General features: G+C 32.2%; 13 protein-coding genes and 1 pseudogene. 9 read left to right on the plus strand and 5 right to left on the minus strand.

The window, feature by feature from the left end; all coding sequences use genetic code 11:
- The first annotated feature begins 66 nt into the window (after positions 1 to 66).
- The 3 genes from Q4Q47_RS01700 to Q4Q47_RS01710 are packed head-to-tail and all read left to right on the plus strand — an operon-like array spanning position 67 to position 2,461.
- On the plus strand, positions 67 to 1,317 hold the full coding sequence (locus tag Q4Q47_RS01700; RefSeq protein ID WP_303304925.1) for an MDR family MFS transporter: 1,251 nt from the start codon (positions 67 to 69) through the stop codon (positions 1,315 to 1,317).
- On the plus strand, positions 1,308 to 1,685 hold the full coding sequence (locus Q4Q47_RS01705; protein ID WP_303304926.1) for a VOC family protein: 378 nt from the start codon (positions 1,308 to 1,310) through the stop codon (positions 1,683 to 1,685). The genes Q4Q47_RS01700 and Q4Q47_RS01705 overlap by 10 nt, the downstream gene beginning before the upstream one ends.
- 26 nt (positions 1,686 to 1,711) lie before the next feature.
- Complete coding sequence (locus Q4Q47_RS01710) at positions 1,712 to 2,461, plus strand: DJ-1/PfpI family protein (RefSeq protein WP_303304927.1); 750 nt, start codon at positions 1,712 to 1,714, stop codon at positions 2,459 to 2,461.
- A gap of 441 nt (positions 2,462 to 2,902) precedes the next feature.
- On the opposite strand, the gene Q4Q47_RS01715 is transcribed toward Q4Q47_RS01710, so the two are convergent.
- Positions 2,903 to 6,952 carry a hybrid sensor histidine kinase/response regulator transcription factor gene (locus Q4Q47_RS01715; protein WP_303304928.1) on the minus strand — a complete coding sequence of 1,350 codons (4,050 nt, stop codon included), beginning with the start codon at positions 6,950 to 6,952 and terminating at the stop codon, positions 2,903 to 2,905.
- A 494-nt stretch (positions 6,953 to 7,446) separates the two neighbouring features.
- Between Q4Q47_RS01715 and Q4Q47_RS01720 the strand changes: the two genes are divergently transcribed.
- The 4 genes and pseudogenes from Q4Q47_RS01720 to Q4Q47_RS23770 form a co-directional block, all read left to right on the plus strand.
- Complete coding sequence (locus Q4Q47_RS01720) at positions 7,447 to 10,500, plus strand: SusC/RagA family TonB-linked outer membrane protein (protein ID WP_303304929.1); 3,054 nt, start codon at positions 7,447 to 7,449, stop codon at positions 10,498 to 10,500.
- A 16-nt stretch (positions 10,501 to 10,516) separates the two neighbouring features.
- Positions 10,517 to 12,079 carry a RagB/SusD family nutrient uptake outer membrane protein gene (locus Q4Q47_RS01725; protein WP_303304930.1) on the plus strand — a complete coding sequence of 521 codons (1,563 nt, stop codon included), beginning with the start codon at positions 10,517 to 10,519 and terminating at the stop codon, positions 12,077 to 12,079.
- Positions 12,080 to 12,281: 202 nt separating this feature from the next.
- On the plus strand, positions 12,282 to 13,340 hold the full coding sequence (locus Q4Q47_RS01730) for a glycoside hydrolase family protein (RefSeq protein ID WP_303304931.1): 1,059 nt from the start codon (positions 12,282 to 12,284) through the stop codon (positions 13,338 to 13,340).
- Positions 13,341 to 13,580: 240 nt separating this feature from the next.
- A pseudogene (locus Q4Q47_RS23770) lies at positions 13,581 to 13,753 on the plus strand (DJ-1/PfpI family protein); the annotation flags it as partial.
- A 10-nt stretch (positions 13,754 to 13,763) separates the two neighbouring features.
- On the opposite strand, the gene Q4Q47_RS01740 reads toward Q4Q47_RS23770, so the two are convergent.
- Both Q4Q47_RS01740 and Q4Q47_RS01745 read right to left on the minus strand, forming a co-directional pair.
- Complete coding sequence (locus Q4Q47_RS01740) at positions 13,764 to 15,134, minus strand: TPR end-of-group domain-containing protein (RefSeq protein WP_303304932.1); 1,371 nt, start codon at positions 15,132 to 15,134, stop codon at positions 13,764 to 13,766.
- Between the two features lie 88 nt (positions 15,135 to 15,222).
- Entirely contained in the window at positions 15,223 to 15,666 is a 444-nt protein-coding gene (locus Q4Q47_RS01745; protein WP_303304933.1) for an Lrp/AsnC family transcriptional regulator, read from the minus strand.
- A gap of 122 nt (positions 15,667 to 15,788) precedes the next feature.
- On the opposite strand from Q4Q47_RS01745, the gene Q4Q47_RS01750 reads away from it, so the two are divergent.
- Positions 15,789 to 16,184 (plus strand): hypothetical protein, encoded by a 396-nt coding sequence (locus Q4Q47_RS01750; protein WP_303304934.1) that lies wholly within the window; start codon positions 15,789 to 15,791, stop codon positions 16,182 to 16,184.
- A 1-nt stretch (position 16,185) separates the two neighbouring features.
- Here the strand turns inward: Q4Q47_RS01750 and Q4Q47_RS01755 are convergent, their stop codons facing one another.
- Positions 16,186 to 16,608 carry a hypothetical protein gene (locus Q4Q47_RS01755; protein ID WP_303304935.1) on the minus strand — a complete coding sequence of 141 codons (423 nt, stop codon included), beginning with the start codon at positions 16,606 to 16,608 and terminating at the stop codon, positions 16,186 to 16,188.
- Between the two features lie 142 nt (positions 16,609 to 16,750).
- Between Q4Q47_RS01755 and Q4Q47_RS01760 the strand changes: the two genes are divergently transcribed.
- Positions 16,751 to 17,446 carry a DUF4328 domain-containing protein gene (locus tag Q4Q47_RS01760; RefSeq protein WP_303304936.1) on the plus strand — a complete coding sequence of 232 codons (696 nt, stop codon included), beginning with the start codon at positions 16,751 to 16,753 and terminating at the stop codon, positions 17,444 to 17,446.
- 223 nt (positions 17,447 to 17,669) lie between these two features.
- Here the strand turns inward: Q4Q47_RS01760 and Q4Q47_RS01765 are convergent, their stop codons facing one another.
- Complete coding sequence (locus Q4Q47_RS01765; protein ID WP_303304937.1) at positions 17,670 to 21,134, minus strand: methylmalonyl-CoA mutase family protein; 3,465 nt, start codon at positions 21,132 to 21,134, stop codon at positions 17,670 to 17,672.
- Positions 21,135 to 21,241: the final 107 nt, after the last annotated feature.

A 21,241-nucleotide genomic window follows, 5' to 3' on the forward strand; every position in this document is an offset into this window, starting at 1 on the left:
TTGAACTAATCCAGACAAAAACAAAACCAAAATATGTAAAAACAGAAACTTGAACAATTAGAACTAATGAAAACTTTATTCAACAATTACTTAAACACTTTTAAAGGCCTATCACAAGAAGTATGGTGGTTGGCATTAATAACTCTTATTAATAGAGCGGGTACCATGGTGATTCCGTTCTTATCATTATATCTAACAAAGAGCCTTAATTTTACTTTAAGTGATGTTGGATGGATTATGAGTGCTTTTGGGTTAGGTTCGGTCATTGGTTCTTGGTTAGGTGGAAAATTAACCGATAAAATTGGGTATTATAAAGTCATGGTTTTTAGTTTACTTACTACTGGTATTCTATTTATAGCATTGCAATTTCTAAGCACATTTGTAACATTTTGTTTAGGTATATTTTCAGTGATGCTCGTAGCAGATATGTTTCGTCCTGCTATGTTTGTAGCACTAAGTGCTTATAGTAAGCCGAAAAATAAAACACGGTCTGTTACTTTAATTCGTCTGGCAATAAACCTTGGATTTTCTGCTGGTCCTGCTATTGGTGGTATTATTATCACATCACTTAGTTATGGTGGCTTATTTTGGGTAGATGGTATTACATGTATGATGGCTACTTTAGTTTTAATAAATGTTTTAAACCCCAAAAAGGCAAAAACACTGGATGATGTAAAAACAGAAAATCCAAAATCTGCTTATGGAGATAAAGCATTTTTAATATTTCTTGCTGCCATGATATTATTTGGGATTGTATTCTTACAATACTTCTCAACGATGCCTTTATACTATAAAGATGCGCATCAATTAACAGAGTTGGAGATTGGAATTCTTTTAGGAATGAATGGGTTTTTAATTTTTGCTTTTGAAATGCCATTAATAAAATGGTTAGAAAACACCAATTTCACTAAATCTGGATTAATGCTTTTCGGAGGCATTTTAACTGGTTTAAGTTTTATTATCTTAAACTTTACAAATTGGACTGGTGTTTTAATAATTGGCATGTTGTTAATGACATTTGGAGAAATGATAGCCTTCCCATTTTCAAACGCATTTGCTATGGATAGAGCTAAAAAAGGAAACCAAGGTGAATATATGGCTCTCTATAGTATTGCGTTTTCAATAGCCCATATTTTTGGTCATAATGCAGGTATGCGAATGGTTGATGCACTTGGTTTTGATAACACCTGGTATATTATTACATTACTTGCTGCACTATGTGTATTATTACTATTTATACTAAGACAGTATTTGAACGCAAAAAAGAGACGTAAAGAAAAAGCGAAAAACGAAGAAAGAGAAATTTTATGGATTTAAACCAAGTCACTATTCCATCATTAGATGTCGAAAAAGCAATGGCATTTTATAAAACCTTGGGATTGCATCTTATTGTTGATGCGATCCCAAGATATGTACGATTTGAATGCCCTGATGGAGACAGTACCTTTTCAATTCATAAAGTAGATGCTTTACCACAAGGTGACGGTATTACTCTTTATTTTGAAGATGATAATCTCGATAATTTAGTTTCTAATGTCAGAGAAAAAGGTATTAGTTTTACACAATTACCTGAAGATAAATCGTATTTATGGCGTGAGGCACGTTTACGGGATCCAGATGGTAATAACATCATTTTATTTCATGCTGGAAAAAACAGAAAAAATCCGCCATGGCGTATAAATTGATTATCAATAACTTATACAGATTCAAGATGAAACAGATTATATTACTTTTTATTTCAATTTTGATTGTTGGTTGTAATTCTTCAGAAAAAAAGACAACTAATGAGGTACTTCACGTTATTCAGAATGACAAAGTATTTCCTAAATTGGAACCGAATCGTTACAATGTCGCTTTCCTAATTATGGATGGTGTTTATAACACCGAATTCACGGCTCCTTTCGATATTTTTCAGCACACCATTTTTAGAGATAGTATTAAAGCCATGAATGTGTTTTCCGTCGCCAATACAGATGAAGCCATTACTAGCTTTGAAGGTATTAGAATACTTCCTGATTTTAACTATACAAAAGACTCATTACCAAGCATTGATATTCTTGTTGTTCCAAGTGCAGAACATCATTTAGATTCTGATTTGAAAGATAAAATCATGATTGATTTTGTTAAACAAGTTGATAAAAATGCGCAATTTATGACGTCTCATTGTGATGGTGCTTTTGTTTTAGCTAAAGCAGGGTTACTTAACAACGCTGTTTCTACAACATTCCCAAGCGATATTGACGAAATGAGACATATGTTTCCCAAATTAGATATTAGAAAAGAAGTGCTATTTGTTCATGATGGGAAATATATCACCTCAGCTGGTGGTGCCAAAAGTTTTGAAGCCGCTTTATATTTATGTGAATTACTCTATGGAAAAAAAATAGCACAATCTATAGCTGGAGGTTTAGTGATTGACTGGGATTTAAACAAAGTGCCCCATACTGTTATACCCCATTAAATAGTGTCTAACACTTTTTTAAATGCTTCTTTTTTTGATGTATTTTGACAGTTCCGGTGCATTTAAGTATAGCCCTTATTATCTAAACCCTTATCCATAGCTTTTTTTAAATTAATAAGCACTTCTTCTTCGTTATTTAACAAGGTATAATCTAAGGCCAATCTTAAAAAACAAAAGATCTATCAGGAAATAAAACGGCATTTAGTTTATAACAATAAAAAGCTTTTTCAATATTGTTTATTCGTAATTGATTCTGTCCAGTTTCATAAGTTAATGCAAATTATAGACATGCATGCCGTTAGAAATATAGCTCAATCTCCTGCAAGCGTGTGGGTAATTGACGGAACACCAGTGCTATTTTTCTGTTGGAATGAAAGTTGAAAAAAACTGATTGATAACTTAGAAATTATTTACGTTGAACTCATGCTAAACTAAGACATATTATCCCTTATTACTTATGCTTTCATTAAGGTTATAATCATTCAAGAATTCGACCATATCGGTATCTTTAGACAGTTTTCTAAATAATTTTGGAGATACATTAAATTCTTTTTTAAAACATTTAGAAAAATATTTAGAATCGTTAAATCCAACTTTATAAGCGACTTCCGAAATAGAATAATCATGTTTGCAAATAATTATGGCTGCTTTTTTTAGCCTAATCAACCTTACAAATTCCACCAATGTTCTACCGGTTAAGGCAACACATTTTCTGTATAAAGTTGTCTGACTCATTTTTAATTTGTTTGCCAGACAAGACAAATTAAATTCAGGATTTTGAATTTCACTTTCTATCTCAAGAACAATCTTATGCAATAGTATTTCGTCTGTAGATTTCGCAATTTCCACTTTAGGAACACTAATAAATTCTCTTTTATATTTATCTCTAATTTGTTCACCTGTAAAAATTATATTCTCAACTTTTAATACCAGTTCATTAACACTAAATGGCTTATTAATGTGTTCTATAGCACCAGCTTTTAACCCTTCTACTTTTGTGTTTAGATCATTATCTGAAGTCATTAAAATAATGGGGACATGAGACAAAACCTTATTATTTAGTATTTTTTTACACATCTCTAAGCCGTTTATCTTTGGCATTATAATATCACTAATAATTAAATTTGGGGTATGTTTTATAGCTAATTTTAATCCTTCAAGCCCATCTTCTGCCAAAATAATTTCGTAATTAGCTTTAAATACATCAAATAAAAACATTTGAAGTTCATAATTATCTTCAACAATTAAAATTGTATGCCGCTTGTTTGTTTCTGATAGATAAGTATCATTCAAATTAGCAGAATCTTTTATAATATTATCAAAAGAACTTAATTTAGAATCTTGAATAACTAATTTTTCCTCTTCTGAATATACATCTTTTAGGGGTAAACAAATTTTAAACAAAGTCGTATTTGAATTTGAAAACGCTGTAATTGATCCATAGTGTAACTCAACGAGTTCCTTAGTTAGTGCCAACCCAATACCACTCCCTTTAATTTTACTTCCGGCTTTAGATTGATAGAACATCTCGAAAATTTTGCTAAGATCTTCTTCAGAAAGAGGAGCCCCTGAATTTGAAATTTTAATTTCAACCCTTTCATTATATAACCTAACATCAAAACAAATTTCGCCAAATTTAGGGGTGAACTTAAATGCATTAGAAAGAACATTATATAACACATGTTCTATTTTATCTCTATCGTACCATAAATCTAAACCTTCTGAAGGCATATTTACTCTAAAGTCTATATTTTTTGAGTTTGCATGATCTTCAAAAGAAAAAACGATCTCTTTCAAAAGCTCCACAAAGTCATTTTTAGCAACCCGCAACTTTAATTTCCCAAGTTCTCTGTTTCTGGCAATTGTTAATTTAGAAGCAATATGTGATAATCTTTTAGCATTATTGTAAATAGTTTTAAACCTTTGATTAATTATTAGTGAATCATTATTAAACCCAGAACTAATTAACCTCTCGATCGGACCTAGAATTAATGTAAGTGGTGTTTGAATTTCATGAGACATTTTTGTAAAAAAGTCCATTTGTATTCTATGCAGTTTTTTTTCATTATTATTTCTAATTTCTTCCTTGTATAACTTATCTTTTAAAGATACCCATTTACTAAAAGCATAAACTGTTAAAAGGCCTATTAAAACATAAAATACGTAAGCCCAAAAACTTAACCACCAAGGATTTATAACTTGTATCGCTATTTCTTTTGGTTTTAAATTCCAAGTTCCTTGTTTTGTGCCTGCTCTTAGTCTAAATCTATAATCTCCAGGAGGAATATTCGTATAAACTGCTTTTAGTTCGTTATCTGAATGTATCCACTCTTCATCAAACCCTTCCAATTTATAGGAATAAAAGTAATTGGGATTTAATACACTGCCAATAGCAGCAAACCTAAAAGAAATTGATGATTGATTATAAGATAATTTAAGTTGCTTTACATTTTCAATACCATTCGAAATTTGTTTTGGAATAACCGTACTTGCAGATTTATTTAATATCTCTATAGCACTTATATTCAACTTCGCTTTTACCTCTCTTTTTTCTAAATCTCTCGGATAAAATGCATCAAGACCATTTTTGCCACCAAAATAAATTTTCCCAAGATTATCTATAAATGAGCTTCTACTCATAAAAACATTACTATGAAACCCATCAATTAACTTATAATTCTTAGAAAGAAGGCTTTTGTTATTAAAGTGCCAAACACCTTGATCTGAACTTAACCAAATATTATTTTCATCTTCAATCTTAACACATTTTAAGTTGATTCCATCAAACGGTTTATAATCAATAAACCCCTTTATTTCCTCAGATTTAATATTGTAATCATAAAGTTTCCCATTTGTAACAATCCATAGGTCTTCTTCAAAAGTCGCCATAGATTCAATAGAAAAATTTTCATTAACAGTATCTCCTAAAAAAGAGGATTTACTAAAATTAGATAATCTCAGATCAGATATATTTTCATTAAATTTAAATAGTCCTCCTTCATTAAATGCCACCCAAATGGTTCCATATTTATCTTCTAGAATACTTTGAGAAATTGCGCCTTTTAAACCGTGGGAATTAACAGGAAAACTAGCCAAGATTTTTTTATTATGACTGTAAATATCTATTGAAGTATTTGTTGAAATCCACATTCTGTTTCTAGAATCTTTAAAAAGATATCTCACCTCAGAAATTCCCTGACTTTTATCCTTTTTCGTATTAAGTTTGGAGAAATGTTTGTTTTCAGAATGATATACCCATAGTCCATTTTGGTAAGTTCCCACCCAAATATCATTATTAGAATCTTCCCCTATAGTAAGTACATAAATACCTTTATTGCGATTTTTATCAATTGAATAATTTGTAGCTTTTTCACTTAATAAATCAATTTTAGTTATGCCTTCACCACTGGTACCTATCCACAGTTCGTTTAAACTACTTTTATAAACTGAAATGGCTCTAATTGATAAATCTGATTCTGTTCCGGTATAGTATTCGATCGTGTTATCTGTATATGGTAAAACATTAATATTCCCATAATGTGTTAAAACCCACAAGTTATTACTTGAATCTTCATTTAAAGACAATATGGTATTTGTGCTCAAAGAATATTTATCTATCGGATTGTATTTAAAATGATCTAATTTTACGTGATTTAGATCTAGTTTATACAAACCTCCGCCATCTGTTCCAAAGTATAAGTTATTGTAGCTATCACAAAAAATTGAAATAAAAGCTTTACTCTCAAAGGTATCTGTAAGCTCCTTATAACTGGTGTTCTTCCTAAATATGCCATTTTTGAACTTATAACTAAAAACGCCTAAGCCCCATACTCCTATCCATAAGTTATCATCTTTATCAATGGTAATAACCATTTTTTCTGATGAAGAATTAAACTTAGTCTTTAATTCATGTAATACCTTATCTTGCAATGAAAAAACAAAAAGCTCATTTTTATTTGTTTTAAAATATATGGTGTTTAAACTGTCTTTTAAGATATCTTCAATATCCGGATTAAACGTATTAATCACCTTTTTTAAGGATTCATTTTCAATAGTATAGCTATAGATCCATCCATTATAATCTGCAATCATTAATTCTTTAGCAAATGAAACAATGGCTTTGACCTTAAAGGAGATTAATGGCTCAGAACCGCTATTAACAGCCTCAAATAATCCTTGCTTATTTTGTCTTGCTAATAACCCGTTTTTTAATTGTATCCAGATTTTCCCTTGATAGTCTTTAATTATTTTTCTTATGGACTCATTTTTAAATGCATCATCAAGTGTTAATTTATAATCGATTAAAGTATAAGAGTAGCCATTGTATTTAATAAGCTTATTGTCACTTACCAACCAGAAATTATTAAAGTCATCTTCTAAAACTTGGCCAATACGATAATATTTTCCATTTACAGTTACAGATAACTTTTCAAAGTTAGATTTTGATTGTCCACTTAGATTAAGACTAAATACTCCCAAGAAAATTATCAAAAAAAACAGTTTAATGAAATTCATACTTAAAACTTAAAATCAATAGGAATTATTAATCAGTAATAAAATTCGGGGATTTGGAAAACTATTTAATAAATTAATAAAATAACCACTAGAAGCTTTATAAAAAGTGTACGTTTTCGACTTTATGGTGGTTAAAATGAACAAATAAATCAAATTGTCAATTTCACACACCCATTTGTTCGAATCCTCTTCCTGTCTCTCGGAATTATTAACCAAATTCGTCTTCGAGTTCAAAAAATAATTGTGCTGAAAAAATTCAATTGAAACCTCTTTCTTTTAAATATAAGGAATTTTAATGTATTCCAATAACCGCACTATCAATGAGCTATTAGAATCAAATAAATATTTGTTTAAAAAACCATTAATCATGGTATTCTACTTTATAGAAGAACATTTATAGGATTACAAGGAAATCAAGTAAAAAGGCAACTTAATAACTAAATAATGAATTCTAATTAAAACTTTACTGTATGAAAAAATTAATGAATAAAGGATTACTTATACTTTCATTGGTATTAACATTTTCAGTGCATGCACAGGAAATATCAGTCAATGGAATTATTACTGATGCTACAGGACAACCCTTACCAGGAGCTTCAGTTGTAGTAAAAGGAACAAACAATGGCGTTTCTTCAAATTTTGATGGGAAATATAGTATTAAAACAAACACTAGTGACACTCTTATTTTTTCTTTTATAGGTTATTTAACCCAAGAAGTTCTTGTTTCTAATAATAATACAATAGATATTGTTTTACAGGAAGATACAAGTATTTTAGATGAAGTTGTTATAGTTGGTTATGGTACACAGAAAAGAGAAAATCTTACAGCTGCTGTTTCTAGTGTTAACTTAGATAAAGTAGATGCCAAACCAATCACTAACTTAGGACAGGCATTGCAAGGTATGTCGGCAGGAGTTACTTCAATTCAATCCAGCTCTCAACCAGGATCCAGTGGATCTAGCATTAGAATTAGAGGTCTTAATACATTAGGCACAACAAATAATACGCCGCTAATCGTTATAGATGGTTCGGTTGGAGGGTCTTTAAATGATGTTGCTCCGGGCGATGTCGCATCCATCTCTATTTTAAAAGATGCTTCTTCCACAGCCATGTACGGTGCCAGGGCAGCAGCCGGTGTTATTTTAATAACTACTAAAAGAGGGAAGTCGGGAAAAATGACTTTTAAATATGATGGTTATGTTGGATTTGACGAGGCTACAGAACTACCAGATGTTATTTCCGATTCGGCAACTTACATGGAATTGCTTAGAGAATGGACCAATGATCCTGCATTCCCTTCAGATGCCCTTATTGCAGAATTCCGAAACGATGGAGGAGCCAATCCTTTAAAATACCCAAATGTAGATTGGTTTGAAACTATTATGGGAGGACAAGCGGCATTACAGTTTCATAACTTTAGTGTAAGCGGAGGTAGCGAAGCTGCACGAGTTGCGGCATCTGTTAATGTCTTAGATCAAGATGGATTAGTGGCTAATACTGGATACAAGAGAATAGGGTTTCGTTTAAATACTAATTTTAAGCTTTCGGACAAATTAGACGGAGGTATGGATTTGTTTGGAAACAACTCACTAAGAAAAAGCCCAGGAGGTAGCATACAAAATCTAATTCCTAACATTCATTCAACCGTACCTTATACAGTTCCCATTAATAATGGCTTATATGGCTACGACGGGTGGACTGGTTCTGGAGGACATAATCCTTTGGCACAAGTAAATTCTAGATACCATGAGAGGGAAACCAATAAGTTTACGGGAAAAATATTTGGAACTTACAAGTTCTTGCCTAATTTAAAATTAACAGCTTCAGCTACGGTATATAATGCTCAAAGCAACGCTATAGATTTAGTTAAAAAATTAACGCTGCATCACTTTGAGGATGATTCAGAGGAGATTGCTAGAACTAATAATGAATTAGAAGAATCAAATTCAAGAAATAGAGTTATTACATTAAATGCTATTTTAGAGTATGATACCACTATTAAGGAAAAGCATAATATTTCTTTGCTGGCTGGATACTCTCAAGAAGAAAATTTATGGAATACATCTTCAGCTTCTGGAAAAGGTCTAGTAGACGAAAGTATTTTTGTATTAGATGGCCCACAAGATCAAACGTCTTTTCAAATAGGAGGTAACAAAACCTTTAATAATTTGCGTTCTTATTTTGGAAGGCTAAACTATGATTTTGATGGCAAATACCTTTTAGAAGCAAGCTTTAGATACGATGGATCTTCAAAATTTGTAAAAGATTTACGTTGGGGATTCTTCCCTTCTTTATCCCTTGGCTGGAATATACATAAAACAGATTTTTTAAGTCATGTAGATTTTATTACATCACTAAAGCTTAGAGGCTCTGTAGGACAGGTAGGAAATAATACTAGTTTAGGAAACTACTCTGCAATTTCCACTTTAGAGTTTGGAAATAACTATTCTTTTAACAATTCTATTGAGCCTGGTATTTACCTTAACGAACTGGCAAACCCTGAATTAATTTGGGAAACCACTACGACTTATGGCATAGGAATAGATTTCGGGTTATTCAATAATAAAATCACTGGAGAATTTGATATCTATAAAAATAGAACCGATGGGATTTTAAGAAGAGTACAGGCACCTTATTTTGGAGGAATACCTCAATCGCCTTTTGAGAATCTAGCAATAGTAGATGGTAAAGGTTATGAACTATCTCTTAACTATAGAAATAGTGAGCATAAAATTAAATATTCGGCAGGACTCACCTTATCACATTCTGAAAACAAAATTGTTTCATTTAATGATGGTCAGTTTCAGGAAGTTTCTGGTAACTATATAAATAAAGTAGGGCACCCTATTAATTCTATATATACTTATGAGCATGAAGGCATATTTAGAACACAAGAACAGATTAACAACCATGCCACACAACCTCAAACGCCTCAAATAGGAGATCTTATATATAAAGATCAGTTAACAGTAGATACTAATGGGGATGGTGTTTTTGATGAAGCCGATGGAGTTATTGACTCTGATGACCGTGTAATTAAAGATCCTTCTGCACCAAAAATAAACTTTGGTTTAAACACAAATGTAGAATATAATGGATTTGACTTAAACGTATTACTTGTAGGTGCTTTAGGTAGTAAAGATTTTGTTAGAACGTCTCCAGCCAGACCTTTTATTTATCCAGGTCGTGGTATTACAGGAAAAGAATGGATACATGCTTATCATGAAACTAGAAATCCAGATTCTAATACAAATGTTCCGAGATTGGATGAAGGTTCAGGAAACTTTAGAGCAAGTGATTATTGGATGCATGACTTTAGTTTCCTTAGAGTTAGAACCTTACAGTTTGGCTATACAATTCCAGAAAATATTGCTAATAAATTAACGCTGTCAAAAGCACGTTTATACGTCAATGGCCAAAATTTATTCACATTCGAAAATGTACCTCACTTTGATCCTGAGAGTGTTGGACGGGTTTATCCTTTAACTAAAACAGTAACATTAGGAGTTCAATTAACCTTTTAAAAAAAATACAGATATAATGAAAAAAATATTTTTAAATATTGTATTAATGGCATTTTTATTTATCTCTTGCTCTGATGATTTATTAGAACAAGTCCCGAATAATAAACTGTCTACTGAAAACTTTATTCCAAATTTGGCATTAACTGCCGTTTATGACGGGTTACAACATAATTTCACGGGCCTTTCCTGGATGTGGCAAATGGGATATTCTCCATTGGCATCAAACAGATATGATGCCGATCAAAGATTTAACGGCAATATAGAATCTGGTGTTGGATTAGATCCTTCTACTAGAGGGTTTCAAAGATTTTGGCAAGGGAATTATGAATTAATTTTTAAAGCTAATTTTTTCTTAGATAATGCAAAACCAACGGAAGATTTCGATCAAAATGAGATTGACAATTTTATTGCTCAAGCTAAATTTATTAGAGCTTTTGCTTATAGTCAATTAGCAGTGTTCTTTGGTGATATCCCACTACAATTAACTTCAAAAACACCAGTATCTGAACTGAGAGAAGTTGTAAAAAATAGCAAAGCAGAAGTTATTGAACAAGTATTAAAAGACTTAGACGAAGCTATTCCTAACTTACCGGTTAACGTAGAAAAAGGTCGTATTTCAAAAGGTGCTGCCTTAGGATTAAAAGCACGTGTATTACTTAGAGAAAATGATTATCCAGGAGTATTAGCAGCTACAAATCAAATTATAGATATGGGAATTTATGGGCTATTCGGAGAAACATCGCCAGGTGTATTTGCTCCAAATGCGTATAAAGATTTATGGAAATTTGAGAATGAGGGAAGTGAAGAGGCTGTTTTTGATATTCAGTTTGAAGGTCCCAACCTAAATGAAGGACAAGCTTACGAAACTTATGGGAGTATGAGAACAGCGCGTGTAGGATACGAATGGTTTTGGGCTACTAAATTTCTTGTAGATCAATATGAAAATATTGACGGAACACCTGTAGATACTGCACCATACGCTTTTGATGATGCAAGATTTCAAGGTCGCGATTATAGGTTTGGAGCTACAATAACCTACCCAGGAAAACTGTTGTATAATGGACAAATATGGGGCCCTGGCTATCCCATTTATGCAAGGGCAAAAACAAACTTATTAATAACAAAATACGTTTGGGAAACTGATGATGCGAGTATAGCAGGTGTATTCGATTCCCCTATTAATTATACCTTAATTAGATATGCAGACATTTTATTAATGAATGCAGAAGCAAAAATTGAAACCAATGATATTGCAAATTCAGGACCGAACTCTGCTATTAATTCAATTAATAGCATTAGAGCTCGTGGAGGGCTACAGCCAACAACGGCAACAACTCAAGAAGAACTGAGAGCTGCTGTTAGGCAAGAAAGAAAAATTGAATTTGTTGGCGAAGGTTTATATATGTTTGATATTAGAAGATGGGGAATTGCCGACGTAGAAATGGAAAGAGATGTAGAAAGATACGATGGTTTAGTTACCCACCCTCGAACATATTCTCCAAAACTGTTAGAATGGCCAATACCACAATACGATATAGATAATACAGAAGGGTTAATTCAAAACCCTCTATGGCAATAATCTTCACATTTGAGTTAGTTTAATTTTATTGACTTGGGGTAGTAATACAATACTATCCCAGGTTAATTTTCTTAACGGTTAGTATGCCCAAAAATTAAAGCTTATTCAATTCTCCCTTTATAGAAACAATTAAAAATGAATTATTACAAATAAAAGATTCAGCTAAGTTAAAAATCAACAAAAATAAAGCGAGTAACTATCAATGAAACCAATTAAATTTATAATTTATAGTTTATTATTCTTTAATTTTACTATAGGGCTTTCCCAAGTATCAACCGATGATTTAACTATATCTAATAATCTCGCACCTTTATCTCCTAACAATATATTTAAAACAGAAGGTTATTATAATTGGGGCGGGTCCATATTGAAAAGTCCTGACGGGAAATATCATCTATTTTATTCTAGATGGGAAAAAAAATACACCTTTTCAGGGTGGTTGACTCATTCAGAAATTGCTCATGCAACATCTGATAATGCTTCTGGTCCCTGGACGTATGTTTCCACAGTTTTAAAAGGTAAGCGAAAAAATACCTGGGATGCTATTGCTGCACATAGTCCCAAAATTAAATTCTTTAATGGCAAATATTATCTTTACTACACATCTACAAATTTAGAAGATAAAAATATCTCTGACAAAGAATTACTTAATATAGCAACCAAAGGGCCTAACCATCCGTTATGGTATAAAGCCTTACGTCCAAATCAACGAACTGGTGTGGCTGTATCTAATTCCATTTGTGGTTCTTGGAAACGAATGAAAAACCCTTTAATAGAACCTTCCGGCCCCATTAGTACACTTGCTATAAACCCAGCCATATCCAAAGGAAAAGACGATAAATTCTATTTAATTGTTAAAGGAGATAAACCCAACGAAAAGAAGTTTATTAGAAACCAGGCCATTGCCATTTCAGACTCGCCTACCGGTCCTTTCACCATTCATAACAAACCTGTTATAGACTATATAGGAGCAGAAGACATGTCCATTTGGTATGACGAAACACGTAAACGTTTTTACGGTGTATTTCATGCTCACACTTTTATTGGACTTATTAATTCTATAGACGGAATAAATTGGTCTAAAGCAGATGACTATATTTTAATGCTTCAATCGTTAAAAATGAGTAACGGATCATCTTTAAATCCCTACTCTATTGAAAGACCATTTATTTATATTGAAAACAAAAAGCCAAAAGTTATCAGTCTTGCTGTTTTAGACCATAATGAGGCATATTCTGTATTTATCCCCATATATGAATAATACATCGTTTTATAGTTTTGGAATAAGTACCCTGCAACCAACCTCTTAAATCTCACTACTAATTTGTCTGCTTTTTTCTTGCAAGTTCGCCCATTTTCTTTACAGCAAAAAGGAAAGTCTTTCATTGAAATGCTAACTAATCGATAGAAAGGAAAATTAGTGAGGTTTGTATATTTTAGGCAAGTTTTTTAAAGCTATTATGAACCATTCATTAATAGTTTGTAGGTACGCCGTAATTTTATTAGAAAAGAAGTGCTATTTGTTTATGATGGGAAATATATCGCCTCGGCTGGTGGTGCCAAAAGTTTTGAAGCTGCTTTATACTAATGTGAATTACTTTATGGAAAAAAATAGCACAATCTATAGCTGGAGGTCTAGTGATTGACTGGGGTTTAAGTAAAGCTCCCCATTAGTTATATCTCATTAAATGGAATCTAACACTTTTTTAAATGCTTCTTTTCCGATGTATTTTGACAATTCCGGTGCATTTAATATATAGTCCTTATTATTAAAACCCTTATCAATAGCTTTTTTTAAATTAACAAGCACTTCTTCTTCATTATCTAACAAGGCATAATCTAAGGCCAATCTCAAAAAAACAAAAGATCTATCAGGAAATAAAACAGTGTTTAGTTTATGACAATACAGGGCTTTTTCAATATTGTTTATTCGTAATTGATTCTGTCCGGTTTCATAAGCTAATGCAAATATAGCATAGTTAATACGCTCACCCATTTTTTTTAGATCATCATCTTCAGATAAAAGATATTTATTTCTGAAATTATCAAACTCTTTTTTCCACCATCTATAGTTGCTTTTGGTATTTCCAAACTCAAAATCAAATTTACTTTTAAAAGTATTCCTAATCTTAATTTCTAAACGCTTAATAGCTTCGCGTTTTTTAGTGTCACTTTTATATTTCTTACTTTTTTTTAAGGTCTTTGTTTTTAAAACTAAACTATCCAATTTAAAATGTCTTGAATAGTTTCTTATTATCCTTTCATATTCCCATACCGCCAGTTCAATTTGATTATTATTTTCTAACAATTTGGCAGAGATATAGTTACTATCAAAAGCTTCCTTAACAAAAAGATTATCAGTAGATTTAATACCTTTTTTATACGCTTGAAGCTCTAACCAATCAAAAGCCTTTAGAATTTGATTAGAAGGAGGCCAACTATGATTTCCGCTGTATGTAAAGAGTTCATTATCAATATTAAATTTAGAGTACCAGTCTTTTACAGTAAACATTTCTTGGTAATTCATATCTTCGTCACCAACCAACCCAGCATACGAAAAAGTATCTATGGTCGGAACACGAGACCTGTTAGATGGAAATCCAGCACCACAACCAATAATACCTTGAATTTGCTTTGTAAGTACAGCTACTGCTGTGGCTAATCTAGAGCCTCCAGAAAAACCCGCGGTGTATATTTGATCTTGGTTAATATTAAAAATGCCAAATACCGTTACAAACAAATCATCTATTCTTTTTAAATTTTCATCAAAAGGACCATTTCGACAATTATTAGAACAGATTAATATATAATTATGTTTTTCTGCTGCTTCAATAAAAGGTTGAATTCCTACCTTTCCTCTTGCAGCTGGTTCAAAAATAAAAACAATTGCAGATGATTCTAGTTTATTAAACTCGGTTGGTAGATATAAGGCAAAAGTGTCTCCTGTATTTTTAACCTTTATAGAATCAATAATTTTTTGAGTTTCAAAATCATTATTTTGTCCAATTAAAGAGCCAAAACTGAAGATAAAAATAAGAACAAAAAACTTAGGCATAAGGTTTTAATTATATACTAAAATTAAGCAAACTAAGATTACATACTACATCGTTCTATATTTTTAACATTAATTTTTTATATAAATACTAACCCCGTTTTACTATGGATCCATTTTTTACGACTTGAGATAGCACTATTTGTGTTTTACTCTCACCGTATATGATAAGTTGGTCTATAAATGATTCCATATGTTTTTGATTTTTTAAAACCACCTCCATAACAATGTTTTCGTCACCAGTAATACGATAACAATTAACCACCTCATCATAGGTCTTTACTTTTTCTAAAAAAGGTTTTAACTTTCCCATAAAGGCACGTAATGTTATGATGGCTTTAAGTTGATAACCAACTTCTAACGGAGAAACAATCGTTTTATATCCTTCTATAATACCCAAGTCTTCCATCTTTTTAATACGCTCTGAAACTGCTGGAGAACTCACGCCAACACGTCTCCCAATTTCAGCATTAGAAAGACGCGCGCTCTCTTGTAAACACCTTAAAATCTTCCAATTAAGACTATCAATATCCATTTAATGAAATTTAACTATAAATAATTAAAATTTAAAGCAAATATACATTTTTACTTTAAAACCTAAAGTTGAATATGGTTTCTTGTGAGTAATTTTGGTAAAAACGCTAAGAGAAAAAGAATATGTCATCTAATACCCCATTAAATCTATCGGAATTACCGATTTATAAAAAAGCTGTTGAGATTTTTACGCTTTCTCAAAATATTTCCATGTATTTAAATCACGATTTATCTGTTTTAAAAAATGATGGTACTGAAGATTCTAACATTTATTTCTCAGGCGATATTGTCCAGCAATCCATATCATTAGCTCCTGAAATTTTAAATGCAGAATTAGAGCGTTGTTCAGAAAGAAAGTATAAGCACATTGCTTCACTTAAACGTCTTACCAATATGCTTTATAAAAACTCATATCGCTTAGAACGTTCAAATAGCAACGGTAAAGATTTCTTACCAATTTTACGTAGTGAATTAAAAAAGTTTAAAAAACTACAACGTACTTGGTTGTTAACTCTTTAATTTAATTAGTTAGTTTTTCAAATTTTTGCCCACAAGGTTCTATACATTGATACCATAGTATTAGATTAGAACCTTCAATTTTATAAAAAACCTTTGTACCACCAGAAGAGCAATCACTCGGTATAATTTCCCCATCAATATCATTTCCTGTAGTAGCTGAGTAAGTACCTGAGTTTGATGTTCCTTCTTCTATACTCGCATAACATAGAATTCCATTTACTGTTATTGTACCATTACTAAAAAACTCAATAATTCTATTACTGTCTATTGAAGTAAATGTACCACTGCCATCTCCAGGATCCATAAGTTGTTCTATTATTTTCCATTTACCCAGTAGTTTTGAATTTTCCTCTTTTGGTTTGCTGTCATCTGAAGTGCAGTTTATTAAAAATAACGACATAAGGATTAAGAGACTGTTTTTCATTACATAGATTGTTAAGGATACATCCTTAAGATGCTCTAAACAATAAATGGTTGCGTATCACTGCTATTATAAATTAATGATACTCAAAATGGAATTAAGGCGCTTTTTTCTCTCAAAGTTCTATATTTGGAAAAACTTAATTATGACATTAATAAATGATAACTCACTAAGAAGTAAATACACAATAATAATATTTGGAATTATTGCTTTTATAGATATTACTTCAATAGTTTTAAACCTTTATCAAAGTGAGATTCTTAAAGGTTATGAAATTAATAAATATAGTGATGAGGATCTAGAGCTTATCGATTATGCTGTTATGATATTGGGAATAATACAGTTTTTAACTTTTATAACAGCTATTGTTTTATTTATAAAATGGTTTAGAAAAGCATATGGTAATTTAATCAGATTAGGTGTTAACATGGATTATACCGAAAATAGTGCTGTTTGGGGCTATTTTATTCCTTTTGTGAATTGGGTAAAACCCGTAAAGACTATGAAAGAAATATATCTAAAAACACAACAATTAATAAAAGATTACAACACAAATATTACTGTTGATCAAAATACTGGGTTTATCGTATTATGGTGGGTTATTTACTTAATTAATGGATTTGTAGCAAATTTTGCCACAAAACAAATGAATAGAGCTGATACCATAGATGCATTTATAGACGCAAATAATGCTTATATTTTTTCAGAATTAATTGATTTATTTGCTGTTGGACTGGCTATTCATCTTGTACAAAAAATATCAAAGTTAGAATTAACTTTAATGGAGACAGATACTTCTATGTCACTGATAGATCAAATTGGAAATACCTCGAAAACTTAATTGTATTCATCATTTAAAATTAAAAGACCCTTCGACGAAGTCTGTCTTGAGTACTTCGACTACGCTCAGTATAAACTCAAGCTGAAAGGCTCGGGATAAGCAGTTCACACGCTTTTTGCTTAGGCAAAAAAGTGGTTCTCTGTTCTATTTAACAAGATCCCTCGTCTTCGCTCAGGATAAGCGACTCACACACTTTTTGCTTAGGCAAAAAGTGGTTCTCTGCTTACATATTTCGTCTATACTGCCCGCCTACTTCAAATAACGCACTCGTTATTTCTCCTAAAGAACATATTTTACAAACTTCCATTAATACTTCAAAAATATTTTCATTTTGAATAGCTTTAGTTTGTAGTTCTTTTAATAATGCTTTTGTATCGTTTGCTTTATGAAGATTTTCTAAAGTTTTTATTTGAAATTGCTTCTCTTCTTCTGTAGCACGAATCACCTCTTTAGGAAGAATTGTAGGAGAACCTTTAGAGCTTAAAAATGTATTCACTCCTATAATAGGAAAATCACCATTATGTTTTAAGGTTTCATAGTACAAACTTTCTTCTTGAATTTTACTACGCTGATACATCGTTTCCATGGCTCCTAAAACACCACCTCTCTCAGTAATCCTATCAAACTCAAGCAATACAGCTTCTTCTACTAAATCGGTCAGTTCTTCAATAATAAAAGACCCCTGAATTGGGTTTTCATTCTTAGCTAAGCCTAATTCTTTATTTATAATGAGTTGAATGGCCATAGCACGACGCACCGATTCTTCCGTTGGCGTTGTAATTGCTTCATCATAAGCATTCGTGTGTAGCGAGTTACAATTATCATAAATAGCATATAACGCTTGTAAGGTAGTACGAATGTCATTAAAGTCTATTTCCTGTGCATGCAAACTACGCCCTGAAGTTTGAATATGATATTTAAGCATTTGCGCTCTCGCATTCGCACCGTATTTATGCTTCATGGCTTTTGCCCAAATTTTTCGAGCGACACGACCAATGACTGCATATTCCGGATCGATACCATTTGAAAAAAAGAACGATAGGTTCGGGCCAAATTTATTGATATCCATACCCCGACTTAAATAATATTCTACATAAGTAAAACCATTAGAAAGTGTTAGAGCCAGCTGTGTTATGGGGTTAGCTCCTGCCTCAGCAATATGATAACCAGAAATAGATACCGAATAAAAATTACGAACATTATTTTCAATAAAATATTCTTGAACATCACCCATTAATCGTAACGCGAATTCGGTTGAGAAAATACAAGTATTTTGAGCTTGGTCTTCCTTTAAAATATCAGCTTGTACCGTTCCCCGAACTTGTGCAATGGTTTTTGTTTTTATATCATTATAAATATCTGGTGGTAATACTTGATCTCCAGTAACTCCGAGCAACATCAATCCTAAACCATTATTACCTTCTGGTAGTTCACCATAATATTTTGGTCGTTCCTTACCTTTATAGATGGCAGCAATTTTAGCTTCAATTTCTTTTTTTAAACCATTTTCTTTAATATAAATTTCACATTGCTGATCTATAGCTGCGTTCATAAAAAAGCCTAATAACATAGGTGCCGGACCGTTAATGGTCATACTCACAGAGGTCATAACATCAGCCAAATTAAAACCAGAATACAGTTTTTTAGCATCATCTAAACAACAAACAGAGACACCGGCATTTCCTATTTTCCCGTAAATATCAGGACGATGATCTGGATCGTTTCCATAAAGTGTCACACTATCAAATGCGGTTGACAAACGTTTTGCCGGCAATCCCATACTCACATAATGAAAACGGCGGTTAGTTCGTTCTGGCCCACCCTCTCCAGCAAACATACGTGCTGGGTCTTCTCCGGTTCTTTTAAATGGATACAATCCTGATGTAAAAGGAAACTCCCCTGGAACATTTTCTTGTAAACACCAATGCAAAATATCTCCCCATGCCTGATATTTAGGTAATGCTACTTTTGGAATTTGAGTATGTGATAGAGACGCTGTATGTGTTTCAATCTTAATTTCTTTATCTCTAACTTTAAATGAATAGATCGGGTTTTTATATGTATTCACTTTTTCGTCCCAGCCTAAAATAACTTCCCAATTATAAGGGTCTAGATTTAGTTTTACTCTATCGAATTCTTTCAATAATAGTTCTAAAAAGCTTCTGTCATTGTTATTCTGAGCAACGCGAAGAATCTCTTCTTGATTTAAACCTAATTTTCCAATGAAAGACCTTTCGATGGAGTCTATATTGAGCGCAGTCGAAGTACTCGAAGTGACATTCATAACTGAACAAATTGTCTTATATATACCATAAAGCTTTTGTGCAACTTCAACTTGGTTACTTGCCTTTTGGTCATAAGCACGATTCGTTTCAGCTATTTCAGATAAATAACGTGTTCTAGATGGCGGAATAACAAAAATCTTCTCACTCATTTCATCAGAAATAGTAAAAGTCGATTTTAAATCAGCTTCTGCCTTTTCGACCAACATATCAATAATGGCCTTGTAAAGCGTATTCATTCCCGGGTCATTGAATTGAGATGCAATGGTTCCAAAAACTGGCAATTCATCTTGTGGAACTTCCCAAAGGTTATTATTACGCATGTACTGTTTTTTAACATCCCGTAAAGCATCTAAAGCGCCGCGTTTATCAAATTTATTGATGGCTACTAAATCCGCAAAATCAAGCATGTCAATCTTTTCTAACTGCGTTGCCGCTCCAAATTCAGGAGTCATAACGTACAACGACACATCAGAATGTTCTATAATTTCAGTATCAGATTGCCCAATACCAGACGTTTCTAAAATAATTAAATCATATTCAGCAGCTTTTAAAACTTCAACGGCTTCATTTACATATTTGGACAATGCCAAATTTGACTGACGTGTTGCCAAGCTACGCATATAAACACGAGGAGAGTTAATAGCATTCATACGAATTCTATCTCCTAACAAAGCGCCTCCGGTTTTTCTTTTTGAAGGATCAACCGAAACAATACCGACCGTTTTTTTTGGAAAGTCAATTAAAAAGCGTCTCACCAATTCGTCAACTAAGCTAGATTTCCCAGCACCTCCAGTACCTGTAATCCCTAAAACGGGTGTTTTAGAATTCTTATTTTTAGAGTGAATTTTATCTAATGTATCTTTAGCTATTTCCGGGAAATTTTCAGCAGATGAAATAATACGAGCAATCGATTTTGAGTGTTTTTTTTCTAAATTATCGACTTCTCCATTTAATGTATCTCCTATTGCAAAATCTGATTGTTTAACCAAATCATTAATCATGCCTTGCAATCCCATTTCACGCCCATCATCAGGAGAATAAATGCGCGTAATGCCATGATCCATCAAATCTTTAATCTCAGAAGGCAAGATAACACCGCCTCCGCCACCAAAAATCTTAATATGACTAGCTTTTTTTTCCTTTAATAAATCATACATATACTTAAAATACTCATTGTGCCCACCTTGGTAAGAGGTTAAACAAATAGCATTTACATCTTCCTGAATAGCAGTATTTACGACTTCTTCCACACTTCTATCATGCCCTAGGTGGATCACCTCAACCCCCGTGGCTTGGATGATTCGACGCATAATATTTATGGATGCATCATGACCATCAAATAATGATGCTGCAGTTACTATACGTACTTTATGTTTGGGCTTGTATGGTGCTTGTTGTTTCATTCGTAAAGAATCTTAGTTTTAAGTGTCGCAATTTACGAAATATTCAAAAAAATAAGCTATTCGCGTAAGATTATCTAAAATTATAATATCAACTACTTCTTATCTAT

It is taken from the genome of Flavivirga spongiicola, assembly GCF_030540825.1.
Taxonomy (GTDB): Bacteria; Bacteroidota; Bacteroidia; order Flavobacteriales; family Flavobacteriaceae; genus Flavivirga; species Flavivirga spongiicola.

Coding starts and splice junctions, on each gene's coding strand:
- Q4Q47_RS01745 (WP_303304933.1), bottom strand. CDS start 15,666: ATGGATATTGATAGTCTTAATTGGAAGATTTTAAGGTGTTTACAAGAG.
- Q4Q47_RS01765 (WP_303304937.1), bottom strand. CDS start 21,134: ATGAAACAACAAGCACCATACAAGCCCAAACATAAAGTACGTATAGTA.
- Q4Q47_RS01750 (WP_303304934.1), top strand. CDS start 15,789: ATGTCATCTAATACCCCATTAAATCTATCGGAATTACCGATTTATAAA.
- Q4Q47_RS01740 (WP_303304932.1), bottom strand. CDS start 15,134: ATGCCTAAGTTTTTTGTTCTTATTTTTATCTTCAGTTTTGGCTCTTTA.
- Q4Q47_RS01755 (WP_303304935.1), bottom strand. CDS start 16,608: ATGAAAAACAGTCTCTTAATCCTTATGTCGTTATTTTTAATAAACTGC.
- Q4Q47_RS01700 (WP_303304925.1), top strand. CDS start 67: ATGAAAACTTTATTCAACAATTACTTAAACACTTTTAAAGGCCTATCA.
- Q4Q47_RS01730 (WP_303304931.1), top strand. CDS start 12,282: ATGAAACCAATTAAATTTATAATTTATAGTTTATTATTCTTTAATTTT.
- Q4Q47_RS01760 (WP_303304936.1), top strand. CDS start 16,751: ATGACATTAATAAATGATAACTCACTAAGAAGTAAATACACAATAATA.
- Q4Q47_RS01705 (WP_303304926.1), top strand. CDS start 1,308: ATGGATTTAAACCAAGTCACTATTCCATCATTAGATGTCGAAAAAGCA.
- Q4Q47_RS01710 (WP_303304927.1), top strand. CDS start 1,712: ATGAAACAGATTATATTACTTTTTATTTCAATTTTGATTGTTGGTTGT.
- Q4Q47_RS01725 (WP_303304930.1), top strand. CDS start 10,517: ATGAAAAAAATATTTTTAAATATTGTATTAATGGCATTTTTATTTATC.
- Q4Q47_RS01720 (WP_303304929.1), top strand. CDS start 7,447: ATGAAAAAATTAATGAATAAAGGATTACTTATACTTTCATTGGTATTA.